The 23,165-nt window shown below is 37.4% G+C and carries 18 protein-coding genes; 16 read left to right on the top strand and 2 right to left on the bottom strand.

Annotation, left to right across the window (positions count from 1 at the left end; genetic code table 11):
- Positions 1–12 precede the first annotated feature (12 nt).
- On the top strand, positions 13–522 hold the full coding sequence (locus tag QI031_RS07570) for a cupredoxin domain-containing protein (protein ID WP_281484576.1): 510 nt from the start codon (positions 13–15) through the stop codon (positions 520–522).
- 58 nt (positions 523–580) lie between these two features.
- On the opposite strand, the gene QI031_RS07565 is transcribed toward QI031_RS07570, so the two are convergent.
- Complete coding sequence (locus QI031_RS07565; RefSeq protein WP_281484575.1) at positions 581–1,006, bottom strand: heavy metal-responsive transcriptional regulator; 426 nt, start codon at positions 1,004–1,006, stop codon at positions 581–583.
- 169 nt (positions 1,007–1,175) lie between these two features.
- On the opposite strand from QI031_RS07565, the gene QI031_RS07560 reads away from it, so the two are divergent.
- On the top strand, positions 1,176–2,264 hold the full coding sequence (locus QI031_RS07560; protein WP_281484574.1) for an aromatic ring-hydroxylating dioxygenase subunit alpha: 1,089 nt from the start codon (positions 1,176–1,178) through the stop codon (positions 2,262–2,264).
- A 359-nt stretch (positions 2,265–2,623) separates the two neighbouring features.
- Here the strand turns inward: QI031_RS07560 and gloB are convergent, their stop codons facing one another.
- Positions 2,624–3,397, bottom strand: coding sequence for a hydroxyacylglutathione hydrolase (gloB, locus tag QI031_RS07555; protein WP_281484573.1), 774 nt, complete (start codon positions 3,395–3,397; stop codon positions 2,624–2,626).
- A 491-nt stretch (positions 3,398–3,888) separates the two neighbouring features.
- Between gloB and QI031_RS07550 the strand changes: the two genes are divergently transcribed.
- From QI031_RS07550 to QI031_RS07485, 14 genes are all read left to right on the top strand, one after another.
- The gene (locus tag QI031_RS07550; protein WP_281484572.1) at positions 3,889–4,905 is read left to right on the top strand and encodes a glycosyltransferase family 2 protein; all 1,017 of its coding nucleotides are present in this window, start codon (positions 3,889–3,891) and stop codon (positions 4,903–4,905) included.
- Between the two features lie 35 nt (positions 4,906–4,940).
- Positions 4,941–6,098 (top strand): glycosyltransferase family 4 protein, encoded by a 1,158-nt coding sequence (locus QI031_RS07545; RefSeq protein ID WP_281484571.1) that lies wholly within the window; start codon positions 4,941–4,943, stop codon positions 6,096–6,098.
- Between the two features lie 194 nt (positions 6,099–6,292).
- Positions 6,293–8,539, top strand: a complete 2,247-nt coding sequence (locus tag QI031_RS07540; RefSeq protein ID WP_281484570.1) for an ABC transporter ATP-binding protein — start codon at positions 6,293–6,295, stop codon at positions 8,537–8,539.
- 4 nt (positions 8,540–8,543) lie between these two features.
- Positions 8,544–9,758, top strand: a complete 1,215-nt coding sequence (locus tag QI031_RS07535) for a glycosyltransferase (protein ID WP_281484569.1) — start codon at positions 8,544–8,546, stop codon at positions 9,756–9,758.
- 5 nt (positions 9,759–9,763) lie between these two features.
- Positions 9,764–10,723, top strand: coding sequence for a glycosyltransferase family 10 domain-containing protein (locus tag QI031_RS07530; protein WP_281484568.1), 960 nt, complete (start codon positions 9,764–9,766; stop codon positions 10,721–10,723).
- Positions 10,724–10,726: 3 nt separating this feature from the next.
- Entirely contained in the window at positions 10,727–11,695 is a 969-nt protein-coding gene (locus tag QI031_RS07525) for an Npun_R2821/Npun_R2822 family protein (RefSeq protein WP_281484567.1), read from the top strand.
- An 8-nt stretch (positions 11,696–11,703) separates the two neighbouring features.
- Positions 11,704–12,594 carry an Npun_R2821/Npun_R2822 family protein gene (locus tag QI031_RS07520; protein WP_281484566.1) on the top strand — a complete coding sequence of 297 codons (891 nt, stop codon included), beginning with the start codon at positions 11,704–11,706 and terminating at the stop codon, positions 12,592–12,594.
- Between the two features lie 16 nt (positions 12,595–12,610).
- The gene (locus QI031_RS07515) at positions 12,611–13,645 is read left to right on the top strand and encodes an Npun_R2821/Npun_R2822 family protein (RefSeq protein ID WP_281484565.1); all 1,035 of its coding nucleotides are present in this window, start codon (positions 12,611–12,613) and stop codon (positions 13,643–13,645) included.
- Between the two features lie 624 nt (positions 13,646–14,269).
- Positions 14,270–14,770 (top strand): helix-turn-helix domain-containing protein, encoded by a 501-nt coding sequence (locus QI031_RS07510; RefSeq protein ID WP_281480997.1) that lies wholly within the window; start codon positions 14,270–14,272, stop codon positions 14,768–14,770.
- Complete coding sequence (locus tag QI031_RS07505) at positions 14,755–15,342, top strand: IS630 family transposase (protein ID WP_343217867.1); 588 nt, start codon at positions 14,755–14,757, stop codon at positions 15,340–15,342. The genes QI031_RS07510 and QI031_RS07505 overlap by 16 nt, the downstream gene beginning before the upstream one ends.
- Positions 15,339–16,313 (top strand): hypothetical protein, encoded by a 975-nt coding sequence (locus QI031_RS07500; protein ID WP_281484564.1) that lies wholly within the window; start codon positions 15,339–15,341, stop codon positions 16,311–16,313. The genes QI031_RS07505 and QI031_RS07500 overlap by 4 nt, the downstream gene beginning before the upstream one ends.
- 320 nt (positions 16,314–16,633) lie before the next feature.
- Positions 16,634–17,779 (top strand): permease, encoded by a 1,146-nt coding sequence (locus QI031_RS07495; RefSeq protein WP_281484563.1) that lies wholly within the window; start codon positions 16,634–16,636, stop codon positions 17,777–17,779.
- A gap of 971 nt (positions 17,780–18,750) precedes the next feature.
- Positions 18,751–22,335 carry a pyruvate:ferredoxin (flavodoxin) oxidoreductase gene (nifJ, locus tag QI031_RS07490; RefSeq protein ID WP_281484562.1) on the top strand — a complete coding sequence of 1,195 codons (3,585 nt, stop codon included), beginning with the start codon at positions 18,751–18,753 and terminating at the stop codon, positions 22,333–22,335.
- A gap of 347 nt (positions 22,336–22,682) precedes the next feature.
- Entirely contained in the window at positions 22,683–23,069 is a 387-nt protein-coding gene (locus tag QI031_RS07485; protein WP_281484561.1) for a hypothetical protein, read from the top strand.
- Positions 23,070–23,165: the final 96 nt, after the last annotated feature.

The raw sequence follows: 23,165 nt of genomic DNA, 5'->3' as shown, positions 1-23,165 counted from the left end.
GGAGTTTAGGCAATGTTCAACAAAAAAACGCTTTGGGGAAGCCTGGCTGGTTTAGGGCTACTTTTAGGAACTACATCGAGTACAGCATTAGCAGCAACACCCCCTTCATCAGCATCAACTAGCCAATTTCGCCGGATTGAGCAACCTTTGGCGTTAAAAGTTGGTGTGGCGATCGGTGGTTTAGCATTAATTGGCATGGAACTTTGGTGGTTTCTTTTGAGTAAATCGCCAGCACAACAAGCACAAGCAAATCAGGGTATTCAAGAATTGACAATTACAGTAGACGGAGGTTATCAGCCAGCCCGTGTAGTTGTCAAAGCAGGTCAACCTGTGCGCCTCAATTTTTGGCGACGTGATCCCAGCAGTTGTCTAGAAAAAGTTTTGCTACCTGATTTTCAAATTGCTTCTGATTTAGCTCTCAATAATGTTACTCCAATTGAATTTACACCATTAAAATCAGGAGAATATCAATTTACCTGTGGCATGAATATGTTTCGAGGAATCGTGGAAGTAAAAGATTAAATCTCTTGCACAAATGTCAAAAAAACAAAAATAGCAAGTCCGTGAGCGTAATTACGAATTACGAATTAGTATTTGGCTGGATAATCGGACAAATTGTATCATCTTGTTTGCCATCTATATATTTCCAGCCAGATAATAACTCCCCAATTTCAGACCGTAAAGTTAGCAGTTGATTGATTTGGTAATCAATTTGTGAAAGCTTTTCTTCTAATTTTTCTTTAATATCACCGCATGGAGGTTGACCTTGGTCATAAACTTGAAGAATCTCTCCAATTTCTTCTAAACTCAGACCTAAATGTTGCGCCCTTTTAATGAAAGCTAACCTAGTTATCACGTCAGACGAAAATTGGCGAAAACCTCCCTCTGTGCGTCCTGAAGACTGGAGTAAACCTAAACTTTCGTAATAGCGAATTGTCCTGATAGGGATTCCACTCAAATCTGTAACTTGACCAATTAAAAGCGGTTTTTCATTTTGAGTTAACATAGCAGATTTCCCAAGTCTCGTAACTATTATTACATATTGTCAACTACAAGATCCCTGACTTTTTTAAGAAGTCGGGGATCTTAGCCTCTAAGTACTAAAAGTAACTGTTTTTATCAAGTTCTCATGTTACTTCTAGATCAACCGCTTCACTTCAAGTGAAACCTTAAAAATGAATTTCAACTCGCAGACTTTTATCTCATCCCGTAAATCTAAAACTTTCAATAACCCAGAGCGTTTTATTGAGGGATGGTATTGGGTAATACCTTCTCGAAATCTGCGGGTGGGTGAAGTAAAACCTATGACTCTTTTGGGCAGAGAACTAGTAATCTATCGTGGTAAAGATAGAAGAGTAGTTACTTGTGATGCTTACTGTCCACACATGGGCGCTCACTTAGCTGAAGGTAAAGTTGAAGGTAATGAATTACGCTGTTTATTCCATCGTTGGAAGTTTGATGCTGAAGGGATATGTATTGATATTCCCTGTTTAGATGAGCCGTTACCAATAAAGTTAAAAACATGGCCTACTGCTGAAAAATACGGCATGATTTGGGTATGGACTGGAGAATTTCCGCAACAACCTCTACCGTTTTTTCCTGAGTTAGAACATAAAGATTGTGATGTTAGTTTTGGCCCCCGGTTGGTGATGAATTGTCACCCTCATGTAGTAGCAATTAATGGTATTGATGCTCAACATTTCGGTACAGTTCACAAGATGTTATCAGAAATTATTTTTGAGAAACAGGAACTGAATCATAATGCTATTACTTTTAGCAATACTACATACAGTGGTGAAGATTCTTTTTTGATTAAACTGATCCGTCCTTTTTCTAAAAGTCCTGTCACCTGTAGTATTTGCTATTGGTATGGCACTATTGGCATGGTGACGATTAGTGTTGATTTTCTGCGTATCCATGTTATGTATGCCATGCGTCTCCTCGAAGGAGGAAAAACAGAAGCTCAGACCTGGGCAATAATTAAGAAACGTAAAGGAATTTTAGGTTGGCTATACAATCGAATTGTGCTAAAGCTAACTGAAATTGTGGGTAGCCACTTTATTCAGGATGATATCAAGATTTTTCAAACAATTCGGTATGAGTTGAAAACTCCACTCAAAGCAGATCAATCCATTATGCAGTTTATCAATCATCTAGAAAGACAAAAACCGCTGATATGGGGGACTTGGAACTTTGTGCGATCGCATCATGGAGAAATCAAAGAAAATCACGAAAAATGGCGAGAATCAATGTCTAACGATTAATCAAGTTAAGTCAAGAAACTAAAAAGTAAACTTCAATTGCTTTTTAGTTTTTTGATTTCTTTTTTGGTACAATAGTCCACTTACAAAAAGAAGTGGCAAAGCCACTTCCTAATTCCCAGGTAGAACCTAAGAATCAGTATAACCACTATCAAAATTGAAAATAGTATAAACTAACACTGATTATTTTGATATCTCTGTTATGTTTGTCTGCTAGATGAAAAAACCTAGTTTCCATCCAGCAAATAACTGTATTTTTAATAAATGTGTATGCAGCACAGTCTGGTAAAGTAGGTTGGGTTGACGTTAGGAAACCCAACCTACCTTATTCTGAGTTTTTAGCCTTATCTAAACCATATTGACTAGAATTTATCTTTCATTCCCCGTATCCGGGCAAATGTTTGTACTGGATCGCTACTTTTGGCAGCAGATTGTAATGATGCTTGCTCCCAACGTAAGAAAGGATTGGTGTCTTTCTCCACACCCAAAAGTGAAGGAACAGTAGCTTCTCCCTGACTACGGCAGGTTTTCACCTCATCAAAGCGCCTTTGTAAATTAGTGTTTTCACTATCTACAGTTAGGGCAAATTGCAGATTCTTTAAAGTATATTCGTGGGCGCACCAAACACGGGTATTATCTGGTAAAGCCCGCAGTTTACTCAAGGATTCCAGCATTTGCGTAGGTGTTCCTTCAAATAAGCGGCCGCAACCTCCAGCAAACAGAGTATCACCACAAAATAAATCCCCTGGTTCGTCTGATGTGTCGGCAGGAAAGTAGTAAGCGATGTGAGCGCGGGTATGTCCGGGAACAAAAATAATTTCAGCTGTGCGATCGCCAAACTTGACGCGATCGCCTTGTTGTAAAAATACCTGCTGTCCAGGAATCCTGCCTTGATCTTCGACTCCACCATAAACTGTCACTTGGGGGAATTGTTTTATAAGCTGGCGATTACCACCCACATGATCGCTATGGTGGTGGGTGTTGAAAATTGCGACTAACTCTGCTTGTAAATCTTTCAGCTGTTTAAGTACTGGTTCAGCTTCTGCTGGATCAACAACAGCGGCAATATTTTGTTTGCGGTCGTGCAGTAAGAATATGTAGTTATCTGAAAGTACCGCTAGACGGATTACCTGCATTACTTCTGCCTCCCTTAACAATAAATACTCGGTATTACGTTACAACTGTATACTTCAGTAAGTAACTAAACTAGATTCACTAGCTATTTTAACTACTTATAAGTTGTTCAGTATAATTTTATTACTCTGTTAACCATTGGCTATGATAATATACAACCGTACTTACACTTAAAATATAATAAAAAATAGCTAAACCTTTTTTGATTTATCAGTGAAATTTCTCTAGGTAAAAAACAAATATGAAGTTAAATTTGTTGTGTCGTTTTCTACTTTCAAAATACTCAGAAAAACAATACCTTTTTGATAGAATTATTCATTTTAAGGTGTTTCCTTCAATTGAAAAATTTTTTATATATTTCAACAATTAGCAAGGAGCGATCGCATACATAAATTAATTAAAAATACTATAGCTTAAATTAGTTAACAATGGGTAAATTTATTATTTTTATACATTAATTTATGAGAAGTGTTAAAGGATTAAATTATCTATTATGGCTCCATTAGTTTCATTTATTTTACCTTGCTTTAATCGAGCTAACTATTTAGAAAAGTGTGTTATAAGTGTTCTGAACCAAACATTAACTGATTTAGAATGTCTGATTATAGATGATGGTTCAACTGATAACACTCGTCAAGTAAGTGAAGATTTAGTGGGTAGAGATTCACGAGTCAAGTATTTTTATAAAGAAAATGGAGGAGTGTCATCTGCCAGAAATTTAGGTATTAATAAATCTCAAGGCGAGTGGATTCAATGCTTAGATCCTGATGATTGGATTCATGAAGATAAAACCAGATTTCAATTAAATTATTTAAGCAACGTCGCGGCAGAAAATACAATATTTTACTGCGATTATGAAAGAGTGTATTTAGATAGTAATCAGAATATTATTAAGCGAGAAACTAACATTATTTCCTCTCTAGCAAAAGAAAAATTGATACAACGCTTACTGCTGCCCGATTTTTTAGCAGATTCTCCATTTCCTTTGCTTCAGCAATGTTTATTAATGCACAGAAGCGTTTTCAATAAAAAAATGTTTGATGAGGATCTTAAAGCTCTACAAGATAGAGATTTTACATTAGATCTTTTAGTCGCAGAAGTTAATTTTGTATATACACCTATAGTAGGAACGTTTTATACAAAACATGAATCTAACAGAACTAATAATTGGTTTTACATGAAGAATTATTATACTATTTTATATGAAACAGTTGCTAAAAAGCATAAAAATTTGATTACTTTTTGCCAACCTGGGATTACTTTTTTAATCAAAGAAGCAATTAAAGAAAAAGATAAAAATAGTTTTGATAGACTTATAAAAATATTTTATCCTCCTTTTTATTTATTAAATAACAATATTAAAATTAATCATAATATTTTAATTAAAATTATTTACCTAATTAGACTAATTATTCCTCAATCTTTACTCTATGAACAATATAGAGGCCCACGGTTAAAAAAAATCATCTCTATGTTTTCTGGAATTAAAAAGCAAACAAAAGCTGTGTAAGAGGTGATTAATCATAGCCATAGTGAGTAAATATAATGAAAACTAAAGTTTCGTTAGTTGTAAGTGATTTATCTGGAGGAGGTGCAATTCGAGCGTTTTTATTAGGTCAAGTCTTAAACAAGCTGAATTATCAAGTAGAGATTGTAGGATTATTATTCGGTAAAGAACTCTATGCGATTCCTCCGGCTAACATCTCGGTTATTTCCATTAATGGCAAAAAATATCCTGAGTTTTTTCTAGCAGCTCAAAAAGTTTTAAATAAGTTAGATGGAGATATTATTTATGCAGTAAAACCTAAGCCTACAAGTTTTGGTTTATCTTTAATTAAAAAATTCGGTAGCAGTCGTCCTGTAATTTTAGATATGGATGATTGGGAACTCAGTTGGTATGGAGGTGATGACTGGAAATATCGCCCCAATTTGAAGCAATTATATAGAGATCTCTTTAAAAAAGATGGTGCATTAAGATTTCCCGATCATCCGCTTTATCTTAAGTGGATGGAAAGTTTAGTAAATCGTGCCAATGCCATCACAATAGATACTCAATTTTTGCAAGAACGCTTTGGTGGTGTTTACGTACCTAATGGTAAAGATACTGCCATGTTTGATCCCCATAAATATGATGCTGATGAAAGTAGAAAGCGTTATGGTCTTTCTGATTATCGAGTTTTGATGTTTCCTGGCGCACCACGACCACATAAAGGAGTTGAAGATGTTTTAATAGCTTTAGATCAGTTAAATCAGCCAGATTTAAGATTAGTAATTGTCGGTGGTAGTCCTTATGATAATTATGACGATCGCCTGATTCAAAAATGGGGACATTGGATTATCAAATTACCCAAATGTCCTGTAGAAACTATGCCTGATGTAGTAGCAGCGGCTCATATTGTAGTTGTTCCTCAGCGAGATAATTTGACTGCTCGCGCCCAATTTCCGTTAAAGTTGACAGATGGGATGGCAATGGCTAAACCTGTATTATCAACGCGAGTTGGAGATATCCCCGAAATTTTAGGCGATACTGGTTATTTAGTTGAACCTGTTGCACCCGAACAAATTGCTGAACAAATTAATTTGATATTTAAAAATTTAGATTTAGCTAACGAACGAGGTCAAAAAGCTAGAGAAAGATGTCTAGAAAAATATAGTGTAGAGGCGATGGCTTCTACCTTAGAGTTATTAATTTCTCAGCTGTAATTAGATGACTTTTAATATACCGCTTCTTGGTTGTGTACAATACACTTTAGTAAGAAAAGAACTAGGGGCTAGAGGCTAGAATGATATCCAAACACTTCAGTAAGGAAAAGGACTAGGAACTAGGGGCTAGAGGCTAGAATGATATCCAATTTATAGTATTTATATATCAAACATTATTGCGATTTATTACCTACATGTCTACCAGGAAACTAATACTAAAATTTGCTAAACCCTATCCAGGCTGGATTTTACTAACTATATTGTTAGGATTTTCTGGAGCCTTATTTAATGGGGTCAGCACAGCTTTGATTGTGCCAGTAGTTTTAAGAATTGTGGGGCAAGAAGTCGATTTAACTGGTGCGCCTCCTATTATTAAAACTGTTATGCAACCCTTTGATAGTATTCCAGAAGATTATCGCATCTTAGTGATGGCTGGGGCGATTATATTGACAATTTGTTTAAAAAACTTGGCTAATTATACAAGCTCATTGGTATCAAGTTCTTTATCAAGAATGTTGACCTCAGATATCCGAGAAGCTGGACTAAAATTATTACTAGAAGTTGATATAGATTATTATGCCAAGATGAAAGTTGGTGATTTAATCAACCGTCTTGGTGGAGAAATAGGTCGGGCTGCGAGTGCTATAAGTAATACAATTAGGTTAATTATTCTAGGAATTACAATTTTAGTATTTATTGGATTGTTGCTGTCAATTTCTTGGCAGTTAACAATTGCGGCAACAATTTTGTTGTCTTTTGTGACATTAATAAATCAATATGCTATCTCCCGTTCCAAGAAGTTTGGTAAGCAGCTTAGTGATATGTCGAAAGCATATTCAATCGCTGTCTTGGAAACTTTAAATGGGATTCGATTAGTCAAAGCCACAGGAAACGAAGAAAGAGAATATCTGCGAATCAAAAAACTAATTCGCGATCGCGAAAAAGCAGATTTTCAATCTCAGGTAAATTCCGAAGCGATCGCACCTTTAAGTGAGGTGATGGGAATTACCGCCTTATTACTAATTGTATTTTTAAGTAAGACTTTTTTTGCCAACCAAATTGCTTCCCTTTCAGCAGTATTACTGACATATTTATTGATTCTCCTGCGGGTGCTACCTTTAATTTCTCAGTTAAATTCTGTTCGTAGTAGCTTTGCTAATACCTCTACAAGTGTAGAAATGGTAACTGAGTTTTTAAATCCCTATGACAAGCCATTAATGAGTAGGGGTAATGTTCCCTACACAAAATTACAAAAAGGAATACATTTTAATTCTCTATCTTTTGCCTATCCTGGTCACGAAAAGTTGGTATTAAAAAAGGTAGACCTATTTTTACCGCATGGTACTACTTTAGCTTTGGTAGGCAGTTCTGGGGCTGGAAAGTCAACCCTTGCAGACTTATTACCAAGATTTTATGATCCCTTATCTGGCTGTATTACCATCGATGGTAAAGATTTGCGCGACTTCGATTTGACATCTTTACGCGCTCAAATGGGAATTGTTAGTCAAGATACTTTTTTGTTCAACGACTCAGTAAAAAATAATATCGCCTACGGACGAGTTGATGCGATTGAAGATGATATTATCTCAGCCGCCAAACGAGCCAATGCTTATGAGTTTATTAGTAAATTACCTCAAGGATTTGATACTTTAATTGGCGATCGCGGTGTAATGTTGTCTGGAGGACAAAGACAAAGATTAGCGATCGCTCGTGCTTTACTACAAAATCCAGATATTTTAATTTTAGATGAAGCTACCAGCGCTTTAGATACTGTCTCCGAACGTTTAGTGCAAGCTGCACTCGACGATCTAAGTCGCGATCGCACAACGTTGGTAATTGCTCACCGCCTTTCGACAGTCCAAAAAGCCGATCAAATTGCCGTATTAGATCAAGGACAGGTAGTAGAAGTAGGAACTCACGACGAGCTTTTACAAAAAAATGGTTACTACTCACGCCTCTACTCGATGCAATTTGGCGATCGGGCAGAAGCTACCATTAAACAACAACAAAGCTTAGTCCGCATCTGTCATGAAATTCGGACAAGGCTTAATTCCATGATTGGTTTCCTACTCTTATTACTGGATGATATGGTCGATAATTCTCAAGAACGGCAAGAATTAATCGAAGATTCTTATAAATCAGCCTTTAGAATTATCAATGCTATTGATGTTTTAGAAGATCTTGTTAATCTGCAAATGAAAACACAATTACACACATTGTCAGGTACAAGTCGCAATGGTGTTACCCATTATCAAAACTTTGCTCACTTCGCTGTTAAGTTCCAAGAGTATCTCAAACCCATGCGTTTTTCTATTAATTCTATAGCTGAAAATCTCATGGAAATGCCACCAGAAGAACATGAATTAATTACCGAAGCTTATCAATCGGCAATTAATTTACTCAATAATTTAGAAAAATTTGAAAGTATTATTAAAGTTTAAAATTATGATTAAAAACCAAAAAAACTATAATTTCTTTCTCACAGAAGAATTGCCTAAGCCAGAAGCTCACTTAATCCAGTCGGCAAATGCAGCCAACGGAGCCGCAAACTTGGGTTATTCAACTATATTAATATATCCTACTCAAGGCATTCAAGCGATTAATCCTTTTAATTTACTGCGTCCTTTCCAACCCCGAAAAGTACCAGAAAATCTCATTAAATATTATAATCTCCAAGATAAATTAAAAGTGGCGACTCTGCCAATGCCCTGGCCAATTGATTATTACAAAAATAAATTTACCAACTCGAATACCATTACCACAAAATATTATTTTCCATTTCATATTTTAGCCACAACTAAACTTGTTCATGCTTGGAACTGGAATTTTGTAAAAGCAGCTATTAAAAATGGTATCCCAGCGATATACGAACATCATCACCACGAAGATAAAAAATTCGAGCCAGAAATTGTCAATCATCCCCTATTTCAAGTTGCTGTGACAGTTGCCGATACAGTCCGAGAGAGCATGATTGAACATGGAATGCCACCGGAAAAATTAATTAAACTGCATAATGGTTATAATAAATCGTTCATAATTAGACAGCCACAAAAAGCCGTAATATGGCGAGAAAAATTACTTAAAAACAACCAAAAATATTTAGTAGTCTATGCAGGAGCATTACAAAAATTTAAAGGTATTGATATCTTAATTGATGTCGCTAGTCAAATGCCACATGTACAGTTTGTCTGTGCAGGTGGTAAGCTTCACGAAGTAGAACATTATCAGCTATTAGCTAAAGAAAAACAAGTTAATAATATTTTATTTTTAGGCTACATTTTGCATGATGAGTTAGCATCTTTACTACAAGCAGCCGATGTTTTAGCTCATCCCCATTGTTCGGGGAAAGCGGCAACTTTCACTTCTCCAATGAAATTATTTGACTATTTAGCCTCTGGAAATCCCATTGTGGCTACAGAAATTTCTTCATTAACTGAGTTTAAAAATACTCAGGCGATCGCAGCTTGGTGTGAACCAGATAATCCCCACAAATTCGCTGAAGCACTGCAATGGGTTTTAGAAAATTATCCTCGCCAAGTAGACGGATATCCAGAAATTATTGAATTTGTTAAGCAATTTTCTTGGGAAAATCGAGCCGAAAAAATTATTAGTTATGTCGATGAATCTTTACGTCCATCTATGATCACAACTGACAATTGAATCAAATGAATCTAAAAACTGTGGGAATGATTAGCAGCTATCGAAGCCTTGATCAAAGAGCCGATTGGTTATGGCAACAAACCCCTGATCAATTCGGCGTTTGGGGCAATATGCAAATGCAAGCGATCGCGCCCAAACCAGATTTTCTGCTCATGTATCAGTTTGATTTTCCTAAACCTCCTCAGCCGCAATCTTTATTAGATAAATTACGTCGCAAACAGCAAAAGCCACAAATTAATATTAATTCTATTCTGCGTGGTGTGCCTCCAGAACGGGTAATTTATCTTTTACGAGAACCACCCTTAGATGAAGTCATCGACATCAATAAACGCAATTATCAAGAAGCACAAAAATATTGTGGCTATATTTCCGGCCCCGATGATTTTGTTTCTATTCCAGACTATATGCCAGCAATTTGGTATCACAACAACTCATTTCGAGAGTTAAATGAAATGCCACCACCAAAAAAAGTTGCTGATTGTAGTTGGATTACTTCTGGTATTAATCGTACAGCAAATCATCGTCAAAGATTAGACTTTTTACAATTGGTACAATCCAGCAAGATTAAATTTGATTTGTATGGACGCGACTTACCTCAATGGGCAAATAAATCTGGAGAATTAGGTAATAAATGGTATGGTATGGCTCCTTATTATTACAATTTGGCAATTGAAAACTATGCCGAAAATAATTGGTATGTCAGTGAGAAAATGTGGGATGCATTATTAGCATGGTGTTTGCCTATTTATTATGGCGGTTCAGCAGCTGATAAATTATTACCACCTGGTAGTTTTTTGCGCTTACCCAGCTTAGATGCCAAAGGTATAGCTTACATTCAAGAAGTGACTGCTACACCTGATGCTTGGTATGCTGCCAAAGATGCGATCGCGGAAGCACGTCAAATCATTTTACACAAACTTAATCTTTTAAATTGGCTATCAAACTTTGTTGATAAACACTCATAAATTATGAACGGTATTTGTACTCTTGGTAATGATTATGTTTTTGATCAACTCGTGGCTTTGCTTAACAGCATTGATGCAATTTTAGGAGATAAAACACCTGTTTGTATCTATCCTTTTGATGAGCAAATACAACGCATTTCTCAAGAAATAGCTCATCGTCCCAATGTATTTATTTACGATGATCAAGATGTCATCAATCGCTGGGATAAATTTATGTTAGAGGCTAGTCCTGCTAGCATGAATAGAGATAAATACCGAATTTATGGCGGACATCGGCGCTTTTGTGCTTTTGATGCCCCCTTTGATAACTTTATTTATATGGATGCTGATACTTTAGTGATGAACTCACTAGATTTAGTTTTTGATAAATTAAATGAATATGATTGTGTAGTTTATGATTTTCAATTTAAACATCCAGATAAAGTTTATAACGTTAATTCATCTAAATTATTCCAAGTTTTTGACGAAGAACGTATTCAAAAAGAAATATTTTGTTCAGGATTTTACGCTTCTAAAAAAGGCCTTTTTCCGGAAGAACAAATAGCCAAATTATCATCATATCTCAAAGCAGGTGAGCAAGAAATACTTTATCCTACAGGAGATCAGCCAGTTCTCAACTATATGTTTATGAGATCGGGTATACAAGTTTATAACTTGGCTCATCATTTACCAAGTAATCAAATAACTGGATGTTCTGTTACTTCTAATCATTTTCAAGAAAAAGACAATATTCTTTATGACCAAGATAATCGATTAACTTACATCCATTATATTGGTATTCCTCCCAGAGTTAATCAAGCAGTATGTGCCGGAGAAAATATTGATTTTCCCTATCGGGATTTATTTCTTTATTATCGTTATCTCCACGAACCACAGAAGCGTCCTATCTTTAAAAATCCTCCCAAACCTTATAACGCTCCACCGCCAAGTTTGCTAACTAAAGCTTTAAAGAAACTCCACTTGATTAACTAAGGATATTTATGAATCGGGGAATTTATATAGTTGCTAATGACCGCGTAATTGATAATGCGATCGCACTACTCAATAGTATTCGCTGTTACGACACAGAAGTTCCAGTTTATCTCATTCCATTTAACGAAAATTATCATAAAGTTTTAGATACGCTGGCAACTTTACATAACGTGCAAATTTTTCCTGACCTCCAACTAATTGAAAAATTTACCAATCGTATCGGCGAAATTTTTGATCGAGATTTTTTAGCCTTACCTAACAAAATGCGTAAGCTAGTTGCCTGGTTTGGCCCGTTAGATGAATTTATTTATATCGACACAGATATTGTTGTCTTTGAAAAAATTGCCGAAAATTTAGACAAACTAAGAGAAGTTGACTTCTTTTGTTGTGATTATCACCATGCTAATGATAAGTTGCGAAACATTTTTTCTCCTCTAGTAAAAGAACAAAAAATATTTACAGATGAGCAACTAGAAGACGTTTTTAACAGTGGTTTTTGGGCTTCTAAAAAAGGAACTATTACCGAACAACAAATGGATGATGCTTTGTGCGAGTGTGCTACACATCGCGAATATTTTGATTTTTCTGAAGGAGTTACAGACCAACCGATTCTTAATTATCTCGTTCTCAAACTGATTGCTAAACGTGGCAATCTCGTGAAAATTCCAGGGGGAGGTGCTGGTAGCTGGGCTGGTTCTCGAAATTTTCAGCAGCGAGAATATATCCTTTATGACCGAGAACAGCGACTCAAATATCTCCACTGGGCTGGAACGCGGATGAAAAAAGGTAGTCCCTATTGGGAATTGTGGGAACACTATCGTTATCTACATGAAGGTAAATTCGCCTTTGTGCCAAAACTGACTCGCCGTTTATTTCCCTTTATTGTTGCCCGCACTTGATATTAGGAGTATCCCCATGATTAATGGTATTTACACTCTGGCTAATGATGTTGTCTACGACCAATTAGTAGCTTTGCTTAACAGCATCGAAGTTAATGCTGGTAGAGAAATTCCGGTTTGTGTAATTCCTTACGATGAACGCCTAGACAAAGTGCGGGCAGAAATTGCCTGTAGAAAAAATGTTACCCTATTTGAAAATTCTAATTCCATAGCTTATTGGGATGACTTTGCCACCCAGGTATGGAAAAATTACCCCAGGGCGCAAACAAATTGGCGAAAACGGGGCTTGTCAGAACTTTATCGTTTACCAATGCACCGCAAACTTTGTGGTTTAGATGGTTCTTTTGATAAATTTATTTATTTTGATGCCGATACTTTATTAATGAGTCCTATAGACTACATTTATGAAAAGTTAGATAGCTTTGATTGGGTAGTACACGATTTTCAATATAAATCAGACTTAAAATATATTTTTGACGCACCGTTAGAATTTTTACACCAGACTTTTGCTGAAGAAAACTTACAAAATAAAGTGTTTTGTGCCGGTTGGTTTGCGACCAAAAAACATGTTTTTTCTCAAGAAATATTAGCAAATCTCCTGGAAAAGTTAAAGGCTGGTGAAGCTGAAGTTATGGCTTTGGGAGGGCCAGATCAATCTTTATTTAACTATATGGTATTGCAAAGTGGTATCTCATACTATAACTTTGCTTATCATGACTTAGAGAAGGCAACAGGTAGTCACTGGTCTTCTAAGTTTGATGTGGTAAATAATGTTTTATACGACCAAGAACGTCGGCTGACATATCTACACTATATGAGTATAGGTGCATCAGCATTTACTCAACTCTGCCTAGGTGAAGATATGAATATTCCATATCGAGATGTGTTTTTACATTATCGTTATTTCAAGTCACCAGAACAAAGACCTAAAAGTTTTAGGCATCCCAGTTTGCTAATGAATCTGCAAAAAAATAGCACAAATTTTTTCAATAAAAAAGTCGGTAACATTAAGCTGAAATATCGTAATTTTAAAGATAAACTCGCTCAATAGACCTCTTGCAAAAGTCCTGATTTTAGACTTTTTCTCTGCGTCTCTGTCTTGAAAAGTTTCCTACGCCGGGAAACCCGGCTTCGAGGAACTTTTCGCTACGCCTCTGCGTGAGGTAAAAAATATTTATGCAAGAGACCTAATAAAGGGAGCATCCTACTTTTTTGAACGTCATTGCGAACGTAACGAAGTGGAGTGAAGCAATCGCAAAATCTCTGACTAAAAACAAGTCAATGCGATTGCTTCGTCGTTCCTCCTCGCAATGACACTTATTCTCTTGTTGTCAAATAAAAACTGGGATGCACCCCCTAATAAATTAATCATCATTCATTTTTATAGAATGATTTGTTTAAAGTAATGGCTAAACTATCTCATACTTCTGTTACTGCAACTGCTATTACTTGTGTAGCGATCGCCCCGCTACAACTATTCATTAAACGTTAGATTTGCTCAAAATCAAATCGGCATAATTCAGTTGTACAATCTCTCTCATATATGATGATACTTGCCGAACACATCGACAAATTTACCGATGCTCCCCTGCTTTTTCACAACCCAACGACTGGTAATACCAATTCACTAAAAGTATGATACAGATAAATTAGGAATAAATATGAACGGGTAAAAATGGTTGGAGTCACCAAAGTCGAAATAAAAGAATCAGTCCAACAGTTGCATGAACTGCTCGTCAAACAGAAAACAGCATCAAGCCGTGAACGAGTTCAAGCTTTGTATTTACTGAAAATGGGGCAAGTAAGAACGGTACAGGATGCAGCTTTTGTCGTAGGCAGAGAAAGAGTGACAGTGCAAAGATGGTTAAAAACATATACAGAGTCGGGAATAAACGGTCTATTGTCAACAAAAAAAAGTCCAGGGCGACCGCCAATTATTGATGGTTCGACCAAAGAACAACTTTTAAAAGAACTTGAACAGCCATTTGGATTTAAAAGCTATGAAGAAATCCGAACATGGTTGAAAGCGGTTCAAGGTGTGAGAGCGTCGTATAAAGTAGTACATGATACAGTACGCTATCGAATGAAAGCGAAGTTAAAAGTACCAAGAGCAGTAGGGATAAAACACAATGAAGAAGCAGAATTAGAATTTAAAAAAAACTGCCACAATACCTAGAAGTTATAAAAAAACACGTCATAGAGCCAAAAGATAAACATAAAGAAATTAGATACTGGTGTGGTGATGAAAGCCGTGTAGGATTAAAAACAGAATTAGGAAGACTGATCACGCTTTGTGGCATTAAACCTATTGGCATCATGCAATGGAAACGAGAAAATTTCTATTTATATGGTTTAGTAGAGCCGTTAACTGGTGAGTATTATATTTGGGAATTCTCTCATCTCAACACAGCTTGCTTCAATATCTTTTTAGAACAGTTTGCAGCTACGTATCCGGAAGATATACACATACTTCAATTAGACAATGGTGCTTTTCATTTAAGCCAGACTCTTAAAATTCCAGAAAATATTATTTTATTATTTCAACCTCCACATACTCCCCAAGTCAATCCCATTGAACGTTTATGGGAAGAAGTAAAAAGGAATTTAAGTTGGGAATGCTTTGCTAATTTGGACGAGTTAAGAACAGTTATTTGGCAACGTCTTGAGGAATTAAACACATCAATTGTTGCGAATATTACAGGTTGGGGTTTTATTCTGGATGCTTTATTTGTATCAGGCTTTTCGTGAAATGGTATAACATCCCAATTTCTGTCAAAATATTAAACAGGGAAAGGCTGACAGTTGAAAACGGGAGTATCTTCGACATGGATTCAGGGGAAAGAAACTTTTGCTTTTGTACCTATGCTGCGGGGAAGATTTATCGTGCTTTAGCAAAAAATCTTCTCAGTGATATAGAAAAATTTGCGCCTCATATTCCTGTGATACTTTATACTGATAGACCCCAAGATTTTAACGAATATAAATTTAATCAAAACATTTTAGTATTTGGACATCATAGACAAGGAGTTTTACATTACCATGAGCGCAGATTTGCCATTGCTAAAGCTTTATTAATGTTTAATTCATGTATGTATCTTGATGCGGATGTACGAATCTGCGCCCCAGTACCGCAATATCAGCAATGGCTACCTGGAATAACAGCAAGAAGTTGTACCAGCATGTTAAAGCATTTTCAAGAACGCATGAATAAAACAAATCCACCGCCAGCAAGCGTTATTCAACAATTTGAAATGCTCAAAAAAATGGCTAGAAAATTAAATTTAAATATAGATACTGAGAATATTACATGGATCAATGAATTTTTATTTGTGGTTACACGAGATTCTGGTAAAGAAGTGCAGTTTCTCAAAAACTGGGAAAAACTAGCACTTTATGCTGAATTAAATAATCTACATAAACATCCAGCTTATGCTATGGGATTAGCAGCTGCAAAAGCTGGTTTTTCAGTCAGGCATGATGTGATGACAGGACTTGACTTTTTCGATGATAGGATTGAAAAAGTTAGAATTGCATCAGGACAATCGCAGCGTAACGCAAAGCTTAATTACTTTGAAACCCAGCAAAGAATTGAGAACTCTCATAATTCAATTTCTCAAAAAGTTTTGAAAAAACTTACTAAACATTCCGAATATTTCTATCATGCAGTTCGACTGAAAATCAGTACCCTGTTAAAGGATTATAAGTTTTACTATCGATAATCTATACCTTGCTATTCTCTACACACCTGCATTAAGGCTGATGTTGCGACTGTCCCAACAGCTGTAAAAGTGAAATCACCAAAAGGCGACGGGAAGCTCACTTCTTCAAGGAGTGTCCGGGATAGTACTTCGGCTACGCTCAGTAACCATCGCCCCGCCACCGTCAAGTGTCAGTAGTCAGTGGTCAGTAGCACTCGTCAACTAGACTACTGACTACTGACCACTGACACGAAATCCCGCCCCTTCCAGGGGTGGGATGAGCTTAACAAGAAAACCTTAAGCAATTCGGGATAAACGAAATAAAGTTAGGGAATAGCACTATGGATCTAGTATTTGAAGCCTTAAAGACCAGCGCCGGAATTTTATGGAAAGCCTTTTGGGCATTGATGTTTGGATACATCATCTCGGCTGGGATTCAAGTACTGATTACTCGTTCACAAATGGCACGTTTGCTGGGTAAGCGTGGTCCAAAACGGGCAATATTGGCAAGCTTTTTTGGCTTTGTCTCTTCATCTTGCTCATTTGCTGCCCTGGCTGCATCTCGTTCGGTGTTAACCAAAGGAGCGCATCCAGTCAATGCACTATCTTTTTTAATTGCTTCGACCAATTTGGTAATTGAACTGGGCATCGTTCTTTGGGTATTACTGAGTTGGCATTTTGTAGTTGGTAATTTTCTGCTGGGAATCTTAATGATTGTCTATGCTTATCTGATTACCAAATTTTGGTTTCCTGACCAGCTAGCTCAATCTGCTCGTGATCATGCTGAACAACAGCAAAGCCATGAAGGCATGGATCATGACATGTCTGGTGAAGGAAGAAGAAGTTGGTGGGACAAAATTACCTCACGGTCAGGATGGCAAGCGATCGCAGATGCATTTTTCATGGAATGGAAGATGGCATACAAAGAAATATTATTTGGCTTTACGGTTGCGGGATTTATTTCTGTGTTTGTGCCTCAAAGCTTTTGGGATTCTTTATTTCTGCACACAGGTAACAACTCACCATCTTTTTTAGTAGTTTTAGAGAATGCCGCGATCGCACCGATTATTGCCTTTTTTACTTTCATTGGCTCAATGGGAAATGTCCCTTTAGCCGCCATGCTTTGGAGTAAAAATGCTTCATTTGGTGGAGTAATGAGCTTTTTAGGTGCTGACTTAGTAGCAGCGACTGTAGTTTATTTGCAAGCTAAATACTACGGCTGGAAGTATGCGGCTTATCTTTCAGGTTTACTTTATGTTTGTATGGTGGCGGCTGGTATAACTGTACATGGAATATTTGCTTTTTTTGGCATCTTGCCCAGCGAACGACCTAATCTAGCTGAAATCGTGCGCTTTCAAATAGACTACACATTTTGGCTAAATATAGTTTTTGCAATTATTGGTGCTGTATTACTGTATATACATTGGCAAAATCACCAAAATAAAGGTTCTGGGCAGCATCACCATGAACATGAACAGATAAGATAATTTGGGGCATGGGGCATTGGGCATGGAAAATAATTGTTAATGCCCTGTTATATTAACCTCTGGCAGCTTTTTGGCACTGCCTGCAAGGAAACTCAGTAATGCCAAAATATAGGATTCATATTTAATTTATGGAAAAACTCAGTACACCCCTAAATCCCTTTTTTCCTGTTCCCTGTTCCCTCCCTATGCAAATATGTTCATTCATAAAATCGGATTGCTATATTTATCTTAAATTATTCATAAGTTTAATAAAATTGCTACAAAAATATATTTTTTTTGATTTATTTAACCATTACTAAACTGATTATTCACAGAAAATAAAAATTTAAAGCATTCCCGAACCTCTACCCCACAAACAATCAAAATTTTTCTACAAGTCTCATCATTTATAGACTTCAGCTTTTGAGTACATTATTAATACTTATTAATAGATGAATTAGTAGGGATGAGACACTCATGGAAGACGCATTTCTGGAAATTACAATTAATAGCCGAAAGCCCTCAAAAAAATCATTTAAGTCAATATTGAGTTTCAGTAGTGCTGAGTTCTACTCCATAGCCAAAGCTAGAGAGAAGTTGCAAACAGGAGCCAGTGCTGTAGGAGGGTCTGCTGACCCAGGCAACTAGTGTCAGTTTACCTCTGTGGCAAACTTTAGAAAGCTTGAGTTAAGGAAGAGATTCCTTTTTTAACTCAGCAATTTTCTGTTGGCACTTCAAAGTAAAAAACAAAACACCAATTCTCTAAAATTCGGCAACAGATTCAAACCTGTAAACCTAGATTCTGTCAGACTCTCGTAATTACGAATTACGAATTAGGTTGCCGAGCGACTTGTACTGAGCGTAGTCGAAGTAAGCCGAGGTACGAATTGGTATAACACACTAACTTCCTGGCTTTGGCTATTTCTAACTCTTCTCTTCACGCAGTTTAGAAGACCAAGCAATTGATAGAAAGTGAGACAGGAAGAAAAATCATGAACCAAACCTTTGCAACCATTGACGGTAATGAGGCTGTCGCCCGTGTTGCTTATAAATTAAACGAGGTAATTGCCATTTATCCTATTACCCCATCTTCAGCAATGGGTGAATGGGCAGATGCTTGGTCAGCAGAAGGTCGTCCCAACCTCTGGCAGACAATTCCCAGTGTCATCCAGATGCAGAGTGAAGGGGGAGCTGCTGGTGCTGTGCATGGAGCATTACAAACGGGTTCCTTGAGTACCACCTTTACAGCTTCTCAGGGATTATTGTTGATGATTCCTAACCTTTATAAAATTGCTGGAGAGCTAACTAGTGCTGTGGTTCATGTGGCTGCGCGTTCTTTAGCTACACACGCTCTCTCGATTTTTGGTGATCACAGCGATGTGATGGCGGCTCGTGCTACTGGCTTTGCTTTGCTGTGTTCTGCTTCGGTACAAGAAAGTCAAGACTTTGCTCTCATCGCCCATGCAGCGACTCTAGAAGCGCGAGTATCGTTTATGCACTTCTTTGATGGGTTCCGTACCTCCCATGAAGTGCAGAAGGTGAAATTGCTCTTGGATGAGGATTTACGATCGCTAATTCCTGACCAGTTAGTACAGGCTCATCGCGATCGCGCTCTCACCCCAGACCGTCCTGTAATGCGCGGTACAGCCCAAAATCCTGATGTTTATTTCCAAGCCCGTGAAGGTGCTAACCCTTACTACAATGCTTGTCCGGGGATTGTCCAACGGATTATGGATCGATTTGGAGAACTTACAGGTAGGCATTATCAAATTTATGAATACCACGGCGCACCTGATGCCAAGCGCGTCATTGTACTCATGGGTTCAGGCTGTGAAACCGTCCATGAAACAGTAGATTATCTCAACACTCGTGGTGAAAAAGTGGGAGTGATGAAAGTGCGACTTTATCGCCCCTTTGATGTTGCCAGATTTATGGCAGCATTGCCTATCAGCGTACAAGCGATCGCTGTTCTTGACCGTACCAAAGAACCAGGTAGCGCCGGCGAACCATTGTATCTAGATATAGTAACCGCTATCCATGAGGTATGTGATGAAAGGGGAAGTGGCAGAATTACTCGTTTTCCCAAAGTTGTCGGCGGTCGTTATGGTCTTTCTTCCAAAGAATTTACGCCCGCGATGGTGAAGGGTGTCTTCGACAACCTCAACCAACCCCAACCGAAAAATCACTTTACCGTTGGGATTCATGACGACGTTAGCCATACATCTTTAGAATTTGATCCTAACTTCTCCACAGAACCTGATAGCGTTGTCAGAGCAATGTTCTACGGATTAGGTTCTGATGGTACAGTTGGGGCTAACAAAAACTCGATCAAGATTATTGGTGAACAAACCGATAACTACGCCCAAGGTTACTTCGTTTACGACTCCAAAAAATCCGGCTCAATCACTGTTTCTCACCTGCGCTTTGGCCCCCAACCAATTCGTTCTACTTACCTGATTGACAAAGCTAACTTTATCGGTTGTCATCACTGGGGCTTTTTAGAACGCATTGATGTTTTACAAGCTGCTGCAAATGGGGCAACTTTGCTCCTTAACAGTCCATACGATGTTGATACTGTCTGGGAATATTTGCCTTTAAAAGTACAGCAGCAAATTATTGATAAGCATCTGAAGTTTTACGTTATTGATGCCAGCCAAGTTGCCCGCGAAAGCGGCATGGGGGGAAGAATTAACACCATTATGCAGGTGTGTTTCTTTGCTTTAGCAGGTGTCTTGCCAGAAGCAGAAGCGATCGCCAAAATTAAACAAGCGATCAAAAAGACTTATGGTAAGAAAGGGGCAGAAGTTGTCCAGATGAACTTGCAAGCTGTGGATAACACCCTGGCTAACTTGCATAAGGTAGACATACCAAGTCAAATCAGCAGCACTATCATTAAACAATCTCCTATTTCTGTAAATGCCCCCGAATTTGTCCAGCAAGTGCTAGGGCGAATTATGGAATGGCAAGGTGATACATTGCCTGTCAGTGCCTTACCAGTCGATGGGACTTTTCCTACAGGTACAGCGAAATGGGAAAAACGTAACGTTGCCGAAGAAATACCTGTGTGGGAACCAGATGTCTGCGTACAGTGTGGTAAATGTGTTATGGTTTGCCCCCATAGCGCCATCCGGGCTAAGGCTTATCAACCAAATGAGTTGATCAATGCACCCCCTACTTTCAAGTCAACCGATACCAGAGATAAAGACTTTGCTAACCAAAAATTTACGATTCAAGTTGCCCCGGAAGACTGTACGGGGTGTACTATTTGTGTAACGATTTGTCCTGCTAAAAGTAAAAATGAGCCATTGCGTAAAGCGATTAATATGGCACAACAGTTGCCTTTACGAGAGCAAGAGCGCAAAAACTGGGATTTCTTTTTGAATTTGCCCAATCCTGACCGACGACAATTAAAATTAAACCAAATTCGGCAACAACAATTACAAGAACCTTTATTTGAATTTTCTGGCGCGTGTGCGGGTTGTGGCGAAACACCTTATTTAAAATTATTAACACAATTGTTTGGCGATCGCTCCGTAATTGCCAACGCTACAGGCTGTTCGTCAATTTATGGTGGTAATCTCCCTACTACACCTTGGACAACAAACACTGAAGGACGCGGCCCTGCATGGTCGAATAGTCTATTTGAAGATAACGCCGAGTTCGGTTTAGGCTTTCGTCTCTCGGTGGATAAACAAACAGAATTTGCGGCAGAATTATTACAAAAATTAAGCAGTGTAATAGATGAAAAACTTGTTCATTCTATCCTCATTGCTGAACAAAAATCTGAAGCTGATATTTGGGAACAGCGTGAAAGAGTAGAACTTTTAAAACAAAATTTAGATCAAATTTTAACTACAGAAATAGACTTCAATTTAAAATCTCAAATCGCTAATCTCAAATCCCTGGCTGATTATTTAGTTAAAAAAAGCGTCTGGATTATTGGCGGTGATGGTTGGGCTTATGATATCGATTTTGGCGGTATCGATCATGTAATTGCCAGTGGTCGTAATGTCAATATTTTGGTGATGGATACAGAAGTATATTCCAACACAGGCGGTCAATCTTCCAAAGCCACACCACGCGCCGCAGTCGCTAAATTTGCCGCCAGTGGTAAGCCTGCACCCAAAAAAGACTTAGGCTTGATTGCCATGACCTACGGTAATGTCTACGTAGCAAGTATAGCCCTCGGTGCAAAAGATGAACATACCCTGAAAGCATTTTTAGAAGCAGAGGCTTACGATGGTCCTTCGTTGATTATTGCTTATAGCCATTGCATAGCCCACGGGATCAACATGACTACAGGCATGAATCACCAAAAAGCTCTGATAGAATCAGGACGGTGGTTGTTGTATCGTCACAATCCAGAGTTAGTCAAACAAGGAAAAAATCCCTTGCAATTGGATATGCGATCGCCGACAAAATCAGTAGAACAATCAATGTATCAAGAAAATCGCTTCAAAATGCTCACAAAAAGCAAACCTGAACTTGCTCAACAGTTGTTAGAACAAGCACAAACTGAAGTCGATGCTCGTTGGCAAATGTATCAATATTTGGCAGAAAGGAAAATAATCAGGTAGTTGCTAGAGATGTTACTCATGCCTCAGTGTTGCATAAAATAGGAATGAAACATCAACTGCTCAATGTTTAATCCGTAGATACAGGTAATATAATAATGCTATTTGATACTGGTTGCTTTTCTACGTAGTTTTTACCTTTATCATGATTTTATTTGTTGTTGGTAAAACCTCACATTGCTGATGTAAGGTTTGAGAACAGTTAAAGCTCATCATCAATACTCAATTGATTAATTGGAAATATTAAACTAATTTAAAGCTATATTTACTTTTTTTCGGTGAATTAATCATTGGAGTTTCAACAATGAAATTAATAAAATGATTACAATTAATCAGTCAGTCTTTCATTTATGAAATTCCCTAACCAAACTTTTGCAATATTAACTTCTTCTCTAAGTTTATTTACAGTTAATTTGGCTGTTTCTTCACCTGCTCAAGCATCGATTGTATGTGAATCAGGGACAATTAGTAATTATTCAAATGGTTCATTGGCAAATTGTATACTAGGTCAAAATATGACTGTGCAGGTTTACAACCCTAGTTCAGGCTCATCTAATTTTTATTGCCAAGCTAAAGAATATATATCTTTTGATGAAAAAGCACAGTTTCAGAGTTGCCGACTTTCACAAGACACTCAAATTAGAAACGGTAACTCAATTGAAACATGCCCAGCAGAGTACAGAGTATATTTTTCAGTTTCAAATGATGGTATTCAATCTATTAGTTGTAGTCTTTAAAAAAAGGAAAACTATCCTAAAAACTTTTCGCTGCGTCTCTGTGATTAAAAAATTACTTTTAAACCGCAGAGGCACAGAAATATCAAAGAGAAAAAT

The organism is Halotia branconii CENA392 (genome assembly GCF_029953635.1).
Classification (GTDB): domain Bacteria; phylum Cyanobacteriota; class Cyanobacteriia; order Cyanobacteriales; family Nostocaceae; genus Halotia; species Halotia branconii.
Note: the sequence above shows the minus strand (reverse complement) of the source record. Positions and strands in the feature narration are given on the sequence as shown.